Source organism: Cnuella takakiae (assembly GCF_001953305.1).
Taxonomy (GTDB): Bacteria; Bacteroidota; Bacteroidia; order Chitinophagales; family Chitinophagaceae; genus Flavisolibacter; species Flavisolibacter takakiae.
This window is the reverse complement of record NZ_MTFE01000010.1, coordinates 1,672,037-1,688,994: the sequence shown is the minus strand read 5'-3', so window position 1 is coordinate 1,688,994 and position 16,958 is coordinate 1,672,037. Positions and strand designations below refer to the sequence as shown.

The following is a 16,958-nucleotide window of genomic DNA, read 5'->3' as shown; positions in this document are numbered from 1 at the left end:
TTGCTTATAGCAGGGCACCTTGCAATTTACCTGTAGTTATAAAAGCTTTGTTCCGATCAATCAGCTCATTGAGCCTTTGCACCGATGTGGCGGAGCGCAAGCCATCTTCCGGCGTATGGATTACATAATCCAGCAGCTTGTCAATTGTAGTTGTAGCCACATGCATCCGTGTATCGGAAGAAGCATAGTAGATAAATACATCACCGTTGTCATCCTTGATCCAGCCATTGCAAAACACCACGTTCGACACATCGCCAACCCGCTCCTCCCCTTCCGGCGCCAGGAAATATCCGGCGGGTTTGTGGGTCACTTTGGTCAGGTCGTCCAGGTCGGTTAAAAAGAGGTACAGCACATAACGCAGGCCCGCGGCACAGGCACGCACCCCATGGGCCAGGTGCAGCCAGCCTTTGGATGTTTTGATGGGCGCTGGTCCCTGGCCGTTCTTGGCCTCGTACACGGTGTGGTACTGCTTGTGGTCAATCACCACTTCATCGTCGATAACAGCACCATTTATTTGCGCACTCAATCCAAAGCCAATCCCGCCGCCTTTGCCTGCTTCAATAAAAGAATCCTGTGGACGGGTGTAAAAGGCATATTTACCTTCCACAAATTCGGGATGCAGCACCACGTTGCGCTGTTGTGCTGAGCGGGTCACCAGGTCGGGCAGGCGCTCCCATTGTACAAGGTCTTTGGTGCGGGCAATACCGCATTGCGCAATGGCGGCGCTCTGGTCGCCATCAGGTGCCGAAGGGTCGCGCCGCTCCGTGCAAAACAGCCCATAGATCCAGCCGTCTTCGTGTTGCGTCAGGCGCATGTCATACACATTGGTATCGGGCTCATTTGTTTCGGGCATGGTGATAGGATGGTCCCAAAAGCGGAATCCATCAACGCCATGCTCACTTTCCGCAACGGCAAAAAAAGACTTGCGATCCGCACCTTCCACCCTTGCCACCAGCACATATTTACCATTGAACTTAATGGCGCCTGCATTGAAAACTGCGTTGATGCCAAAGCGCTCCATCAGGTGCGGGTTGGTGGCGGGGTTCAGGTCGTAGCGCCAGAACAGGGGTGTATGGGCAGCCGTAAGCACAGGGTACAGATAGCGGTCAACGATGCCGTTTCCCAGCGGTTGCTTTTTGTTGGTACGGGCAAGCAAGGTCTTGTGTGCCTGTTGCAAAGCCTCCAGTCTTTCTTGGAACAGGTAATGCATGATGTGTAATGATGGGGCTGCACGGTGCAGCCCCGTTTTATTGTTGGAATGAAAAAGCAATTGTTTCCTTTTACCTAACCTTTTAATTCCGTTTTTAAAAGGATAAAAAAACAGCATTTGTCAATGGGTATTTGTTCCAAGCCTTAGTCCTCCAGCCGGTTCCACCAGGTACGTTTCAACACCAGCAGGATGATTGCCAGCAAGGCAATGACCAGCAGCAAAGGCAGGTGCATGGACAATACCAGGTACATGGGCAGCAGGGTAAGACAGAGTTGCGCAATGATGCCAAGTGCCACGTTGAACATATCCAACCCAAAGCCTTTGTTGGGCAAAAAACCGGGATGCTCAGCCTGCACCTTTTGCAGCACAGGCTGCCAGAAGCCCCAGGGCTTTACTGTTATATAAAATTTGTTGAGCACCGCTTCATCGGTAGGCGGTGCAGCATAGGTGCCGGCAACACAACCCACAACCGAAATCAGGAACAACAAGGGCCATACATACAACGGCAGTATGCCATCAAACAAAAAAGGAAATACCAGTGCAGCGGCTATACCGGCCGCCATACCCCATAAATACCCATTGGCATTAAAGCGCCACCAGTACCACTTCAGCATATTGGCGGCGATATAACCCCCATACAGCGCACCAACGATCCACTGCAGGATGCTGTTGACATCTTTGGCAAAAAAGCCCAGCACCACGCCCAGTGCTACCACCACCACACCTACCGTATAGTTCATGGTCATCACCTTGCGGGTGGAAGCCTGCGGGTTGATGTATTTGAGGTAAATATCATTGACGATATAGGCCTGCGCAGCGTTGAGGGTACCCGAAAAAGTACCCATGAAAGCACCCAGCAAACCCGTGAGCACCAGGCCCAGGATGCCCACCGGCAAAAAGTTATTGATGGCACCCGGCAGGATGCGCTCAAAGTCGGTACCGCCCGCACCATTGGACAGGTTGAGCTGCGGGAAATAGAGCAGCGCCAGCACGGTAAGCCCGATGATCATACAATAGCGTATGGGCAGCAGCACAATGGACACAAAACCCGTCATCATGCTGGCCTCTCTAGGCGAGCGGGTGGACAACATTTTTTGCATATCATAATTGGGTGGCGCACCTGCCGATGCGGCAAAGACACCCTTGAACAACATCATCATAAAAAAAGCACCAAAAGGACTAAATCCATCTTCGGCAATCTTCTTGTTCGCATCGGCTACCATGCCGCTCCAGTTGAGCCCAAGGTTCCAGCCGAAGAAAGGATCGGTCCAGCCGGCAGGTACCCGCAAACTTTTTCCTTGCAAGGCCAGCATGGCAATAACGGCAATGGCAATACACCCCACGGTCATGATGCAGTACTTGATAAAATCGCCCAGCACTATGGAATGCATGCCGCCAAGAATGGAATAGAACATGGCAAAAAGCGTAAACACAATACCATAGCAGTGCGCCACATATTCGGGTGCCACGGCAAAGGGCAGATGGGGCTGCACGATGCTCCAGGGCACAAATATCTCAATAAACTTACCCAACCCCACAAAGCCATAAGCCAGGAAACCCAGGCAACCAATGAGCGCAAAGGCTACCGTGATATTATGCGATGCCCTAACCCCTTTACCTTCCAGCCCAAAACGGGTAGCCAGCCACTCGGCGCCGGTATCGGCATTGGAACGGCGCAGCCATTTGGCCAGGAACATCATATTCACTACCTGGTTGAACACCGGCCAGAGCCAGGGTATCCAGATGCTTTTCAATCCGTACACAAAACAGAGCGACACCATCCACATGGTACCCGATATATCAAACATATCAGAGGCATCGCTTAATCCCAGCATATACCAGGGCAGCTTCTTGCCACCCAGCAGGTAAGCTTCCTTGTTCAGACGGGCCTTTTTGCGGTAATACCACCCAATCAGCACCATCAGCACCAGGTAGGAAACAACGAAGGAAAGGTCAATCAACTGCAGGTTCATGAATTAATCTTGGCAATACGCAGGTTGAATAAAGGGGTTCAGACAGGAAGATAACGGTAAGCATTCAGGCAATCAAAAAGCAGGAACATGCTGTTGATGGTTTGTGCCTGACCACGGTATCTGCTGCTGCTGCCACTCTTTATTGGACCACGTACATTTTCGGCATTTCGTCGCCGAAAACTATATAGCTGTTTTGCTTAAAAGTTTTGAAATCATTTTCTGCAGGATGCCCTTTATACGGCGTCCAGTAATGGTCTTTTGTATTGGCCCAAACCAGTACATAGGATACCGGCATCTGCTGGTACTGCAGCACCTTCAACAGTTGGTTGGTATACCAATCAGCCTGGGTAAGATTGTCGAGACCGGTTTCGGTGAGGGCTGCCAGCTTGTTTTTCTTTTGCGCAAAATCGGTGACGATCCTGAGTTTAAACCCGGCCAGCGCAGGCGCACTGCCGGCACGCAGGTCCCAGTAGTTATCCATGCCCACCAGGTCCACATAAGCATCGCCGGGATAGCGCTCCAGGTACTCGCCTTCCGAACTGAAGTTGCGGTCCGGGCTCCAGGCATACAGGAAGTTGTGCACGCCCAGGCTATCGCGCAGGTAAGTAACGGTAAACTGGTACAGCTGCTTGTACTGCTCCGCAGTGCAATGTGGCTTACCCCACCAAAACCAATCGCCGTCAAACTCGTGGAAAGGCCGGAAGATCACGGGTACCAGCTTGCCATCGGCACCTACCAGGCTTTTGGCAAAAAGGGCTACTTCTTTCAGCGATTGCCTGAACACTTCGTTGTGGCTGCCGCCCGGTAAGATCTTGCTCACGGCTTCCACCTGCGACTGGCTCCAATAAAAGTTACCCTTGGACACGGGGTTGGCATAATGCCAGGCGTAGGTGTTTACGCCGCCCCTGTTGTAGGCATCGATGGTGAGTTGCCTGGCGGTTTCTTTTTCATAGTCGAACCAGGCGCCGTCTTCAAAATTGGCAATATGCAGGAAGTCGTGGCCGTACACGGCAGGATAGGCTCCGGTAACGGTTTTCACATCGGCCTTCTCGCGGCTTACCGGCGCCAGGTGCTGCTCGTTGGCCCACTGGCTGCCGGCAGCATCCACGCCCCTTTTGGTAGCATCCTGGTGGCCAAAGAGCACGCCTGTTTTGGCCACTTTCTGGAGGTTGTAAAATAGGGCGGCCGTTTCATCACTTGCACCCTTGTCGGCCAGCCCGCCCTTGATGGTTGCCAGCGTTGGCACCTGCGTGGTTGGCGGGGTAACAGGCGGCGGCGTAGTACCACCACTACCAACATTGCTGGTGCTTTTACTGCATGCTGTTGCCAGCAAAAGGCCAAGCACGGCAACAGCCTGCGTCGACCAGTGGAAAGAGCATTTCATGTAAGATGGAGCTTTAGTGTGGGAGGAAGAGACGATGGACCATGGACGATGGACGATGGACCATGGTCCATAGTCTATCGTCCCATATGCCCATAAAAAAACCTCCTGCCCCGGCGCATTTACAAAAAAGCACCAGCGTACCCGGAACAGGAGGTATCAATCAAAAAAAGAGAAAGGCGATGACGTTAGTCCAGACCCAGGGCATCTACATATACGGAGAAGCCACCGGTGCCGCTAAACTCCTGCACCCATATTTCTTTAAGCGCAGCATCGCTGGTGAGTGTAGTGAGCGGCACGCTGTAATCGGTCCACTTACCTTCCACCACGGTGATGTTGAATTTACCATTGGTGCCATTGATACCAACGGTAATGGTTTTGCCACCGCTGCCCGGCGCGCCAAACACCGACAACTTGAAGTTGCGGTACTGCGCCAGGCTGATATTGGTGCCACCCAGTTGAACCGGTGAGCCATAGCCGCCTACATAATCAATCTTTACCGATTTGCTGCCTTCGCGTACCGGCGTGGTGTTGTCGTAGTTTTTGTTGCCACCCCAGCCGCCGCCTATCCAGCCGCTGTTGCCCGTCCAATTGGCGGTTACAGCATCGGTATAGATGGGGAATGCCAGTGTGGGAGGGGGTACGGCGCCGGTAATTTCCAGCACATCGCCCGACTCCACCGTAAGGCTGGAGTTGCGCACACCCAGTACCACTTTACCACGCAACACGCCATTGGGCACCCGCACCACCAGGCGGCTTGCAGACTGGCTTACAAAAGCCGTTACCGGCGCAGCGTTCTGGAAGGTTACGGAAGTCACCAGGTCGAGGTTGGTGCCATTGATGGTGAGGTTGGTGTTGGGATCAACAGGGCTGGGCGCAAAGCCGGTAATGGCCGGAAGCAGCACTTCCATGTCCATGGCCGAAACAGAGGCCACACCCGATGCAGGCATCAGGGTTACTTTTCCCTTTTGGGCACCCGCAGGCACTTTCACCACCAGTTGGGTTGCCGTTTTACTTACAAACTCGGTGATGGGTGTAGCCACACCGGTAAACCCTACTTTTTCTGTCAGGTCGAGATCGGTACCGTTGATGGTAAGGTTGTCGGCGTGCTTAACCGGGCTGGGTGCAAAGCCTGTAGCTACCGGCAAAATCACCCGTACGGTATCGGCCGTTTCAAATTCGGCCGAATCGGTGCCGGAATAGGCAATAACCAGCGGCCCTGTTTCTGCATCGGCAGGCACTTTTACCACCAGTTTATCAAAGGCTTTGCTTACAAAGGAGGTCACCACTTTGCCTTTGGCAAAACTGATGCTTTTGACCCAGTTGAGGTAGCTGCCCGAAAGCGTGATATCGGTACCGGGGCGGGCCTCGGCGGTAACGCCGGTAACCTGTGTGGTTACATTCAGGTTGAACTGTGTTTTGGACACCACATCACCTTGGGCGCTTTTGAGGGTTACCACACCCTGCTCGGCCGCTTGTGGCACCACCAGTAAGATCTCTTGGGCGGTTTGCTGCTTGAACTCGGTTTGTTTTACCACAGCATTATTGCCGGTAAAAGTCACTTCGGTGACCAGGTTTAGGTTGTTACCAAAAAAGCGGAGGGTATCGCCGTGTTTGGCACCCGTGGGGCCAAAGGAAAGCAGTTGCACCCTGCCGTCGTCGGAAGTTTCATCATCCTTGTCGCAGGCGGTAAATCCCACCATGGCAAGCAAGAGAAAAGTAAAGGCAAACAGCCTGGTATTCGTTAGTCGGAACATTTGGTTGGTTTGATTGCTTGGGAGATTGTTTACTTGTCCACTTTAGGAACTACACGCAGGTTGTCGAAAGCGATATCGGCATCCAGGGCGCCAGGGCCATGAAACCAGATCTTCACGCCATAACCCTGCGGACGAACACCCCAGTTGGTGGCGTATTTAGCTACCACTTCATTAAAGGGAATTACTACGGTTTGCCACTGTCCTTTGGTATCGAAAGGAGGCTCCCAGAAATAAGGCTCCACATCCCAGTTGGGATCGGGGCTGTTTACCTGCCCGATCATGAACTTGATGCGGTTGCCGTTGTAAGGCTTCAGGGTATTCACCTCGAACTTCATGTTGTACTTGTCGGGGTTCAGTACCGCGTCGTCGGGAATGTTCTTGCTGGTAGCCAGCGCATCTTCCTTACCACCGGCAAACTCGGTCCATGCCCATGCGCCAATGTTCTTGGTGATGCGCAGGAAGTTGCCGCTGATAGCCAGCGGGCTGGTACCGGGCACTACCATATCCTGTCCCCACCAACCGGTCCAGGGATCGGAAGTAATCAGCAGGTTGCGGTTGTCGCGGAACCAGAAGTCTGATTTTGTTTCACCGAAATTAGTTTTAACGGTGATGGGGCCGGGCTGTGCATTGGCAGGAATGCGCACCTGCAGCTCTTCGTCGTCCACAGCTACTAGTTCGCCGGTGGCGCCACCGGTAAACGTAACCGTCAGCGGTGCATAAAAGAAGTTGCCTTTGATGGTGGCAACATTGCCAGCATTTACATATTCGCTTACCATGCTGTTGAGCACCGGCTCGCCAATCTGTACTTCAAAATTGTGCAACAGGCTGTCGCCGTTTTTGAAGTAGATCTTCATCTTGTTGGTAACCTCCATAGGAATCTGGCTGGGCACCGACACCAGCAAGGAAGTGTTGGTAATATAAGTGGGCGTAAGCATTGCCTGCTGGTCGTTGAACCAAACGGCAACGGCGTTTTTGAGGTTATTACCCACAACGGCAATGAGCTGGCCCTGGGCAGCGCCCACCAACAGCGAGTCGGACGATTCGGGGCGGGTGATGCGCACATAATTAATTACCGGTCTGCCACCTTCATCATCATCCTTTTTACAGGACTGCAAAACACCTGCAACGCCAATGGCGAGCAACAGCAGCAGCAGGACTTTATTGAGACTTTTCATTTTGATTCAGCTTCTTTTTAAAGAGAAATAGGATGCTGTGTTGAGGAGACCACGGAGGCTGTTGCGACACGGAGGAGCCCGCTTTTCTTTGGGTAACGCCCTGTCTTCCTGTCTCTGTGGTTCATCACAAGAAATTTGCTACTGACCACGGAAACAGTTGTGGTAAAGGATTAACACATTTTCTTCTGTGCAACTCCCTGCCTCCCTGTCTCCGTGGTTCAGTAAAACATTATGGATAATCCACCGGCGCCTTTTGCAGGTTGGGTGCCTGGCTCAGTTCCACGTTGGGAATGGGCAGCTGGAAATTGCCTGCATTGGCGGTTACCCTGCGCTCGTTGTACCACGAGGTTTTGGTGAAGGTCCATTGCGTAGGATTGGGCATCTGGTCGGGGCGGGCAAAGAACAGTCCGCGATCCTGCTCGTTGAGCAACTGGTAAGCTTTCTGCGGGTTGTAATAGTGCAGGCTCACGATATCGTACCATGCCATGCCTTCCATGGCAAACTCCTTGAAGCGCTCCGACAGTACGGTTTCCAAAGTCAAAGGACCGCTGCCATTGGCACCACCCACGGTGTAGGGCGCCAGGCCGGCACGGGTACGCACCCGGTTGAAATAATCTATGGCCATAGGATCGCTGGTGCTGCCGGTATTACCCATGGCTGCTTCGGCATAAATGAGGTACATCTCGGCCAGACGCATCATATAAGTATTGTTGGGATAGTGCTGCTGCGATGCCACTCCCGCCAGGTCCACAGGCGAACCGATCACGTATTTTTTGATCGACAGGTAATTGGCGTCTGTACCGGTAAAGGGCACTACCAGCTTGGCCTTATCCGACACCTTGGTGATCTCGGGGTAATAAGCGCCGGGCAACATAAAAGTGGCATGCAGGCGCTGGTCGAGGGTACGGCCCCTGAGGGTGCCATCAGCCTGTGTGGAAAAACCATCATACTGGCTCAGCATCCACCAGGTAGCGCCTTTGTCGCCACCCCATCCACCAAAGGCAATATCAGGGCTGAAGGCCAGGTACTCGGGCATACTGTTTTGGGTACCCCAGATATTGGGTCCGGAAAACACCCACTGCAGCTCAAACAGGGATTCTGCATTGTTGTCGTAAGGATAGCGGAACAGGTCGCTGTAATTGGGCAGCAGCTTTTTGCCGCTTTGGGTAATCACCCGCTGGGCGTAATACTTGGCACTGTCCAGGAACTCCTGCTTGCGCTGGCCACCGCTACCTTCCACACCGGAACGGGTGAGGTAAAAACGGGCCAGCATACCCTCGGCCGACCACTTGGTGAGGCGGCCTTCCTGCGTTGCAGTTTCGGGCAGGTCGGCTGCCGCGGCGCGCATTTCGCGGGTAATAAAGCGCCATACGCTGGGTACGGTGTTGCGGGTGATGGTAGAGTCGAACAGCTTGTCGAAGTTGTTTTCAATAACAGGCACAGGACCCCAGTTCATCACCAGGAAGCGGTAAGCCAGGGCACGCATGTAGCGGGCTTCGGCAATGGAACGCTTCCGTACCGGCTCGGAAACACCCGCGCCGGCATAGCGGTTCATGTTGTACAAAAACAGGTTGCTCTGCGCCACCACGTTGAAGAACGCACGCCAGGAGGCGCCGTTCTGGCCGTTATCGCCCGTGGTATTGAACAACACGTTGCCGCGGTCGTTCCAGGCCGAGAAGGCGGTACCACCCCGGAAGTCGCCCAGGTTGTACATGGCCTGGTCGTTATAGTCGAACCATACCTGGCTGTACAGCAGGCTGGTGGCGGCCGTTACCTGGTCATCGGTTTTATAAAAATTGGCATCCACTATCGAACTCAGCGGCGGCTTCTCGAGGAAGTCTTTTTTACAACTGGCTGCCGATGCCATCAGCAGTACCAGCGCCATAAAGGAATATATACGGTTGATCTTTTTCATACAGTGCGCTTTTTTAGAAATTCAGACTAACAGTAGCCGTGTACATACGGGTGAGCGGGTAGCGGCCGAAGTCGATACCAATAGCCTGGTTTTGCGAGCTCGAACCCTGGCCTACATAGGCACCCACTTCAGGATCGTAACCGCTGTACTTGGTGCGGGTGAGCAGGTTTTGTGCACCCACAGTAGCTTTCAAACCTTTGATCACCTTGGAACGCGACAGGATGTTGGCGGGCAGGTTGTACGACAGCGACACGTTCTTCAGGCGCAGGTACGAACCATCTTCCACGAAACGCGTGGTGATGCGGCCATAGTTGTTGTCGTTGGCCACCTGGTTGCTCGACATGCGGGGAACGCGGGTGCCGGGGTTTTCCAGGCCCACCTGTCCGTTGGCATCGGTAGCTACCCGTGCATAGGTGGTGGCGTTGATCAGCAGGTTGCGGCTCAGGTTGATATTATTGGGGTTGCTGGCTTCGGCAGCGATATAGTTATAGATATCGTTTCCGTAGTTGCCGGTAACCAGGATGCTCAGGTCAAAGCCATTATACGACAGGGTATTGGTCAAACCGCCGGTGAGCTTGGGCCAGGGGTTACCAATGGTAGTCATATCGGCAACGGTGATCTTGCCATCACCATCGATGTCCTTGTATTTCACATCACCTACCCAGATGCCGGTAGAAGGATCTACAGGGCGGCGGTTGCCGCTGTTGTCCACAGGTACGGCGCTCTTGGCAATCTCATCCAGCGAAGAGAAAATACCTTCCTCTACATAACCGCGGAACAACCAGGGCTGCTGGCCGGTGGCGGCACGCTGTGTCCAGTTGTTCATCCACCACGAGGTGCGGTCGATAAAGGCATTGTCGGTATTCAGGCCCGTAACGATGCTCTTGAAATGCGACAGGTTCAGGTTGGTTTCCCAGCGGAAATTCTTGCTGGTGATATTGGTGGTATTGATGGTAAAGTTCCAACCCTTGGTTTGCAGCGAACCGGTGTTTACCAGCGGTGCACCTACCGAGCCGGGACTGCCATTGGTACCCATGTACCAGGGCAGGCTTGCCTGCAGGATCAGGTTGTCGGTATTCTTTACATAATAGTCCGCTTCGATGTTCACCCGGTTGTTCCACATGCCCAGGTTCAAACCAATATTATTGGTTTTGGTTTCTTCCCACTGCAGCTTGGGGTTGGTAAAGGTGGAAGGCAGGAAGCCCGTACCCCAAGGCGTTGCACCTGTATTAAGCGGGGCATAGATACCCGAACCCGTACCCTGATTACCAGTCAAACCGGTTTCGTAACGGAGCTTCAGTTCAGAGATAAAGGGAACGTCGAAAAACTCCTCCTGGCTTACCCGCCATGCAGCAGATACGGAGGGGAAGTTACCCCAGCGGTTTTCCGAGCCGAAGTTGGGCGAACCATCGCGGCGGAACGTACCGGTAAGGATATAACGGTTGTCGTAGTTGTAGTTAACACGGCCGAGGTAAGACTCCATCGACCAGGGATAGGTGCCGCCACCGTTGGTAGCCGAAGTGGGGTTACCCGCGTTTACGTCCAGGATATCGTTGGTGAGGAAACCGGTACGGCCAGCAGTAAGCGCCTGGAATTCCGACTCCTGTGCTTCGTGGGTAACCATTACGCCCAGGTCGTGCTTACCGAACTTGCGGGTGTATTCCAGCATCTGGTTCCAGTTCCAGTACCAGCTGGTGCTGGTGCCCGACTGCAGGGAAGCCAAGGTATTGTAGTGCCACTGGTCGATGGAGTAAGTGGGTGTATAATAGGTAGAGGTACCATTGCCCACATTACCATTAAAGGCCGTACGGAACACCAGGCCCTTGGCCAGGTTGATGCCCAGGTTGAGCCCACCCAGGAACTGGCGGCGCATGTTCTTGTTGGTGATCAGGTTGGCCAGTGCCACGGGGTTTACCGGTGCAAACTGGTTGGCGCCGTTCACCGGGTCGCTGCCACCCCAGGAGCCGTTCAGGTTTTTAACGGGGATTTGCGGGGTAAGGCGCAGGGCGTTCGCAATCAGCGGGCTCTGGGCATCGCCATAGTTGGTAGCCGTCAGGTTTTCGTTGGTTTGGTTGAAAGCCAGGTTGGCGCCAATGGTCATCCACTCGCGGGGCTTGTTGTCCAGGTTTACCCGGAAACCATAGCGCTTGAAGCCGGAGCCAACAGCCACACCTTCCTGGTTCAGGTATTCACCCGACATATAATAGGTAGTGTTGTTCGAACCACCGCTCAGGCTCAGCTGGTGCTTTTGCATGGCGGCATTGTTGAACAATTCTTTCTGCCAGTTGGTACCCTCACCCAGCAGGGTGGGATCCAGCAGTTCGGCGGGGGTAGTGCCACCTGCAATGTCGTGGTACTCCTTCACCATCTGCGCATACTGGCGGAGGTTCATCACATCCAGTTCCTTAGGGGGTGTTTGCAGGTTGTACTGGTAGGCGTAGTTGATTTTAAAATCGCCTGCGCGGCCACGCTTGGTGGTAATGAGGATCACACCATTGGTACCACGAGAGCCATAAATGGCGGTAGCGGAAGGACCCTGGAGGATCTGCAGGTCTTCGATGTCGTTGGGGTTGATACCAGCAAGCGGGTTGGAAGAGCTGGAAGCACCAAAGGAAACGTCTTCGTTCGACTGGATCTGCACCCCGTCGATCACGTACAGGGGCTGGGTGCGGCCCAGGGAAGAGATACCACGAATATTTACCGAGATACCGCCACCGGGCTGACCCGAGTTCTGGGTAACATAAACACCGGCGGCACGACCCTGGAGCGCCTGCTCGATGGTGGTGTTTACGGTTTTTTCAATGTCTTTGGCAGAAACAGTAGTTTGGGCTGAGGTGAGGTTGGCGCGGCGTGCACGGCCATAACCTACCACCACAACTTCGTTCATGTTGCCGGCAACCGGTTTCAGGTTAACCGCAACCGTAGTGCGGCCATCCACGGAAATATCCTGCGGGGCCATGCCTACATAAGAAACAGTGAGTGCTTTGGCTGATGCGGGTACCGTTACCCGGAACGCACCTTTGGCATCGGTGGTAACCCTGGTGTTGGTGCCTTTAACCGTAACAGTAGCATTGGAAAGGGGAGCGCCCGATTCATCGGCTATCACCCCGGAGACGACCCGCTCCTGTGCCTGGGCGGCAAGGAGGCAGCACACACATAACGCAGTTATGAATGCACGCTTACATCCGGTTCTAATCATATGGAAACAATAGTTTAAGAAGTACCAAATCTATGTACGGGCTTACCCCTACCCTAATACTATTTTAACTTAGTATGATCCATTTTTGTCAATAATCTACTACAAAGTTCAAAAACCGGCAACTTTACTTTGGAAGCAAACATTGTGTATCACTTACTTACGAATAAAATAAACAGATGCTACAATGCAACCAATAGGTATTTTTTTACCTCGTCATTGCAAAAGCCAAGGGTAAACATTTACTTTGAATTTGATTGCCACCAATATGAAAAATCAATTTTTGCACGAGATCACGCCGCTTACCCAAAGTGATTGCTACACGGTTTTTACCCGGTCCAAAACGGGTTTCGACTTTCCCTTGCATTACCATGAGGAGTTTGAACTCAATGCCATTTTCCATGGCAAGGGTGCACAGCGGGTAGTGGGCGACCATATCGGTGAGATCGGCGATATGGAACTGGTGCTGGTAGGGCCCAACCTGAAACATGCCTGGTTTAACCACCACCTGGCCAAGGGGGCACAAATCCAGGAGGTGACCATCCAGTTTCACCGCGACCTGCTGGATGAAAAAATGCTCCGCCGCAACCAACTTTCCTTTATCCGCAAGATGTTTGAGCAGTCGCTCCGGGGCATTCTATTTTCGCCCGAAACCACCGAGGCCCTGGCACCACGCCTGCTCAACCTGAACCAGAAGCATGGCTTTGACGGTGTGCTGGAACTCTTGTCCATCCTCCACGACCTTTCTATTTCGCGCAATATGAAACTGCTGGCCGACTCGCCCATGAGCAACGAGATCTTTTCGCACAACAGCCGCCGGGTGCAAAAGGCCATGGAGTATATGAACCACAACTTCGACAAGCCCGTGAGCCTGGGGGAAGTGGCCCGACTGGCCAGCATGACCGAAGTGGGCTTCAGCCGGTTTTTCAAAAGCCGCACGGGTAATAATTTCATCGATACGCTCAATGATATCCGCCTGGGTCATGCCAGCCGCATGCTGATTGAAACCACCCAAACCATCTCCGAAATAGCCTACCACTGCGGGTTCAACAACATCGCCAACTTCAACCGCATCTTTAAAAAGAAGAAGAACTGCACGCCCAAGGAGTTCCGGGAAAGTTATCAACGTACGGCGGGGACGAGGGTGTTTATTTAGGGATTGGGTATTAGGTAGTGGGTATTGGGGTATTGAGATATCAGATCAGGGCTATGCGGGTAGATGTACTTAAAGCTAGAGGGCTTTTCATCGTTCAACGTTTTACTATTGCGCTATGCGTTCTTTCCTTTTTCTACTGGCGCTGGTTTGCACCAGCCAGCTGTTTGCACAAACTTTTAAACCTCGCTTTTTCCCGGCCGGTGATAGCCGTTTGCAATACACCGGGCGCTTCGATTTTTCCAATCCACAAACACCAAGGGCCTGGCAGCCGGGTGTGTACCTTGAGGCCAGCTTTGAAGGCCCGGAATGCGCCATAGTGGTAAATGATGAAGTGCCCTGGGCGCAATCGCGCAACTACCTGCAAGTGGTGGTGGACGATACCCTGATGTGGCGGGTGCAAACCAGGGGTAAAAGGGATACCATCAGGGTAGCCAAAGGACTTTCAAAAGGATGGCACAAACTGGTGGTAGCCAAGAATACCGAAGCTGGAATCGGCTACCTCGAATTTGCAGGACTGATCACCCGCAACCTGCGCCAGCCACCCCAAAAACCGGCACGCAGGATCGAGTTTTTTGGCAACTCCATCACCTGCGGTACCGGCAGCGACCTCAGTGCAATTGGTTGTGGCAAGGGCCAGTGGCACGACCAGCACAATGCTTACCTGAGTTATGGCCCCACAACGGCAAGGACGCTTAATGCGCAATGGCAGCTATCTGCTGTTTCAGGTATAGGATTGATCCGAAGTTGTTGCAACCTCTCCATCACCATGCCACAGGTATGGAATAAGGTAAATATGCGCGGCGACAGCATTGTCTGGGATTTCAGCAGGTACACGCCCGATGTAGTTACCTTTTGCCTGGGGCAAAACGATGGCATACAGGATTCCGCAACCTTCTGTGGCGCTTATGTGCAGTTTCTGAAAACGATGCGCACCCAATATCCTGCAGCTGCATTTGTATTACTCACCAGCCCGATGGCCGATGACCAACTCAGGGCTGCCCAGCACAACTACCTCGATGGCGTGGTGCGTTATATGCAGGCTGCCGGCGACAAAAAAGTGAGCCGCTATTTCTTTTCCAAGCGCTACCACAATGGCTGCGACAGCCACCCCGACCTTGCGGAGCACAAGCAGATTGCTGCGGAACTCACGGCTTATTTAAAACAGTTGATGCAGTGGTGAGCAGGTATTAAAACATTACTGAAGTTATATGCCCAAAAAAGACCACGGACGACAGGCGACATAATCAATCTGTTCGTGGTCTGTTGTCCGTCGTCCGTGGTCTTTACCCACACCTAACAGGTCTTAAAAACATGTTAGATTTGACACTTATTCAGGATAAGCAAGATCTTTTAGTGGTCTGTCGTCTACCGTCCGTGGCCCTTCCTTACCTACCTTTGCCCACTGCAACAAGCAGTATCCTATTTCATGCAACAACAAATCAGCCTCAGAGTTCTGCCTTCAGAAGCAGCCGATGAAGCAAGCCTCCTCAACATAGCCGCCAAAGCCTGCGCGGTGAAGCCTGCACAGATCACCGGTTATAACATCCTCAAAAAATCGATCGATGCCCGCAGCCGTTCGCAGGTATGGATCACGCTAACCCTCCGTGTATTTATCGACGAACCTTTCCAGGCACACCAATTGCTGCCGTTGGAACTGCAGGATGTACACCAGGCAGCCCGCAAAGTGATTGTGGTAGGTGCCGGCCCGGCTGGCTTGTTTGCTGCCATCCGCCTCATTGAACTGGGCATTCAACCCATCGTACTGGAAAGAGGCAAGGATGTGCGCAGCCGCCGTCGCGACCTGGCCGCCATGAATAAGGAAGGCATCGTCAACCCCGAAAGCAACTACTGCTTTGGGGAAGGTGGCGCCGGCACTTACAGCGATGGCAAGCTGTACACCCGCAGCAATAAGCGGGGCGATATCCAGCGCATCCTTTCCATCCTCGTGCATTTTGGCGCCGATGAAAAAATATTGTACGAAGCCCACCCGCATATTGGTACCAACAAGCTGCCCCACATCATTGTAGCCATGCGCGACAAGATCAGGGAGTGTGGCGGGCAGGTGCAGTTTGAAAAAAAGGTAACCGATTTCAATATCAGCAATGGTGTGTGTACCGGTGTTGCTACTGCCGATGGCGACCAGATTGCTGCTGAAGCGGTGATCCTGGCAACGGGCCATTCGGCACGGGATATCTTTTACTTGTTGCACGACAAGAAGATTGGCATTGAGTTCAAGCCCTATGCCCTTGGCGTGCGCATCGAGCACCCGCAAACCATGATTGATTCTATCCAGTACCATGCACCCGACCGCGGCGAACACCTGCCGCCGGCATCCTACAGCCTGGTGCAGCAGGTAGAACAAAAAGGCGTTTTCTCATTTTGTATGTGTCCCGGCGGTATCATTGCCCCGGCGGCTACAGCACCCGGCGAAGTGGTGGTAAACGGCTGGTCGCCTTCCAAGCGCAACAACCCCTACGCCAACAGCGGCATGGTGGTAACCGCCGATTATAAAGACCTCGTTGAATTGAAAGAACTACAAGCTTTTATCAGGGAAAAAGAACTACCCAAAGGTGATGACCTGCTGGGATTACATTTCCAGATGATGGTAGAGCAAAAGGCATTTGTAGCAGGTGGCAGCAGTCTTGCAGCACCGGCTCAACGGATGGATGACTTTGTACACAACCGCACATCGAAATCATTACCCGATTGCAGCTACCTGCCCGGCATCGCCTCCGCCGACCTGCGGCAGGTGCTACCACCTTTTGTACACAAAGCCTTGCAGGGCGGATTCAAGGAATTTGGCAAAAAAATGCGCGGCTATCTCACCAATGAAGCCATCGTGGTGGCCACCGAAAGCCGCACTTCCTCGCCGGTGCGTATACCCCGCGACGCAGACACCTTGCAACACCCGCAGGTAGCCGGTTTGTACCCTTGCGGCGAAGGCGCAGGTTATGCAGGCGGTATTGTGAGTGCAGCCATGGATGGCGAACGGATAGCGATGGTGATTGCAAGCAATGGGTAGCATTACATGCATTTGTATAAACTAAAAGAGCAGCCTAATGGCTGCTCTTTTAGTTTATGTTTTTTCAACTGTCATGCCGACGTATGTCGGCATCTCCTGCCTTCATCGGAGCAACTGTAAACACAAGGGGATGCCGAAACAAGTTCGGCTTGACAGTGAACTATGTAGCGGCT

10 protein-coding genes are annotated in these 16,958 nt (G+C 53.1%); 3 read left to right on the top strand and 7 right to left on the bottom strand.

What is annotated here, in order from left to right; translation table 11 throughout:
- Window positions 1-4: 4 nt before the first annotated feature.
- The 7 genes from BUE76_RS07535 to BUE76_RS07505 form a co-directional block, all read right to left on the bottom strand.
- Window positions 5-1,210, bottom strand: coding sequence for a glycoside hydrolase family 130 protein (locus BUE76_RS07535; RefSeq protein ID WP_073044028.1), 1,206 nt, complete (start codon window positions 1,208-1,210; stop codon window positions 5-7).
- 143 nt (window positions 1,211-1,353) lie between these two features.
- Window positions 1,354-3,183 (bottom strand): sodium:solute symporter family protein, encoded by a 1,830-nt coding sequence (locus tag BUE76_RS07530; protein ID WP_073043654.1) that lies wholly within the window; start codon window positions 3,181-3,183, stop codon window positions 1,354-1,356.
- A 139-nt stretch (window positions 3,184-3,322) separates the two neighbouring features.
- On the bottom strand, window positions 3,323-4,567 hold the full coding sequence (locus BUE76_RS07525; protein WP_083596532.1) for a glycoside hydrolase family 26 protein: 1,245 nt from the start codon (window positions 4,565-4,567) through the stop codon (window positions 3,323-3,325).
- Window positions 4,568-4,752: 185 nt separating this feature from the next.
- A complete protein-coding gene (locus BUE76_RS07520) occupies window positions 4,753-6,321 on the bottom strand; it encodes an IPT/TIG domain-containing protein (protein ID WP_073043652.1) in 1,569 nt (522 codons plus the stop codon).
- Window positions 6,322-6,350: 29 nt separating this feature from the next.
- A complete protein-coding gene (locus BUE76_RS07515; protein WP_073043650.1) occupies window positions 6,351-7,496 on the bottom strand; it encodes a glycan-binding surface protein in 1,146 nt (381 codons plus the stop codon).
- Window positions 7,497-7,725: 229 nt separating this feature from the next.
- Window positions 7,726-9,411 (bottom strand): RagB/SusD family nutrient uptake outer membrane protein, encoded by a 1,686-nt coding sequence (locus tag BUE76_RS07510; protein WP_073043648.1) that lies wholly within the window; start codon window positions 9,409-9,411, stop codon window positions 7,726-7,728.
- Window positions 9,412-9,424: 13 nt separating this feature from the next.
- A complete protein-coding gene (locus BUE76_RS07505; protein WP_073043647.1) occupies window positions 9,425-12,610 on the bottom strand; it encodes a SusC/RagA family TonB-linked outer membrane protein in 3,186 nt (1,061 codons plus the stop codon).
- A 265-nt stretch (window positions 12,611-12,875) separates the two neighbouring features.
- On the opposite strand from BUE76_RS07505, the gene BUE76_RS07500 reads away from it, so the two are divergent.
- The 3 genes from BUE76_RS07500 (at window position 12,876) to BUE76_RS07490 (ending at window position 16,785) form a co-directional block, all read left to right on the top strand.
- Complete coding sequence (locus BUE76_RS07500; RefSeq protein WP_073044004.1) at window positions 12,876-13,763, top strand: AraC family transcriptional regulator; 888 nt, start codon at window positions 12,876-12,878, stop codon at window positions 13,761-13,763.
- Between the two features lie 115 nt (window positions 13,764-13,878).
- On the top strand, window positions 13,879-14,943 hold the full coding sequence (locus tag BUE76_RS07495; protein WP_073043645.1) for an SGNH/GDSL hydrolase family protein: 1,065 nt from the start codon (window positions 13,879-13,881) through the stop codon (window positions 14,941-14,943).
- A gap of 246 nt (window positions 14,944-15,189) precedes the next feature.
- Window positions 15,190-16,785 (top strand): NAD(P)/FAD-dependent oxidoreductase, encoded by a 1,596-nt coding sequence (locus tag BUE76_RS07490; protein WP_073043643.1) that lies wholly within the window; start codon window positions 15,190-15,192, stop codon window positions 16,783-16,785.
- Window positions 16,786-16,958: the final 173 nt, after the last annotated feature.

Bases quoted from the DNA above. Each gene is read 5' to 3' on its own strand.
- BUE76_RS07520 (WP_073043652.1), bottom strand. From the start codon at position 6,321: ATGTTCCGACTAACGAATACCAGGCTGTTTGCCTTTACTTTTCTCTTG.
- BUE76_RS07535 (WP_073044028.1), bottom strand. From the start codon at position 1,210: ATGCATTACCTGTTCCAAGAAAGACTGGAGGCTTTGCAACAGGCACAC.
- BUE76_RS07515 (WP_073043650.1), bottom strand. From the start codon at position 7,496: ATGAAAAGTCTCAATAAAGTCCTGCTGCTGCTGTTGCTCGCCATTGGC.
- BUE76_RS07525 (WP_083596532.1), bottom strand. From the start codon at position 4,567: ATGAAATGCTCTTTCCACTGGTCGACGCAGGCTGTTGCCGTGCTTGGC.
- BUE76_RS07505 (WP_073043647.1), bottom strand. From the start codon at position 12,610: ATGATTAGAACCGGATGTAAGCGTGCATTCATAACTGCGTTATGTGTG.
- BUE76_RS07495 (WP_073043645.1), top strand. From the start codon at position 13,879: ATGCGTTCTTTCCTTTTTCTACTGGCGCTGGTTTGCACCAGCCAGCTG.
- BUE76_RS07500 (WP_073044004.1), top strand. From the start codon at position 12,876: ATGAAAAATCAATTTTTGCACGAGATCACGCCGCTTACCCAAAGTGAT.
- BUE76_RS07490 (WP_073043643.1), top strand. From the start codon at position 15,190: ATGCAACAACAAATCAGCCTCAGAGTTCTGCCTTCAGAAGCAGCCGAT.
- BUE76_RS07530 (WP_073043654.1), bottom strand. From the start codon at position 3,183: ATGAACCTGCAGTTGATTGACCTTTCCTTCGTTGTTTCCTACCTGGTG.
- BUE76_RS07510 (WP_073043648.1), bottom strand. From the start codon at position 9,411: ATGAAAAAGATCAACCGTATATATTCCTTTATGGCGCTGGTACTGCTG.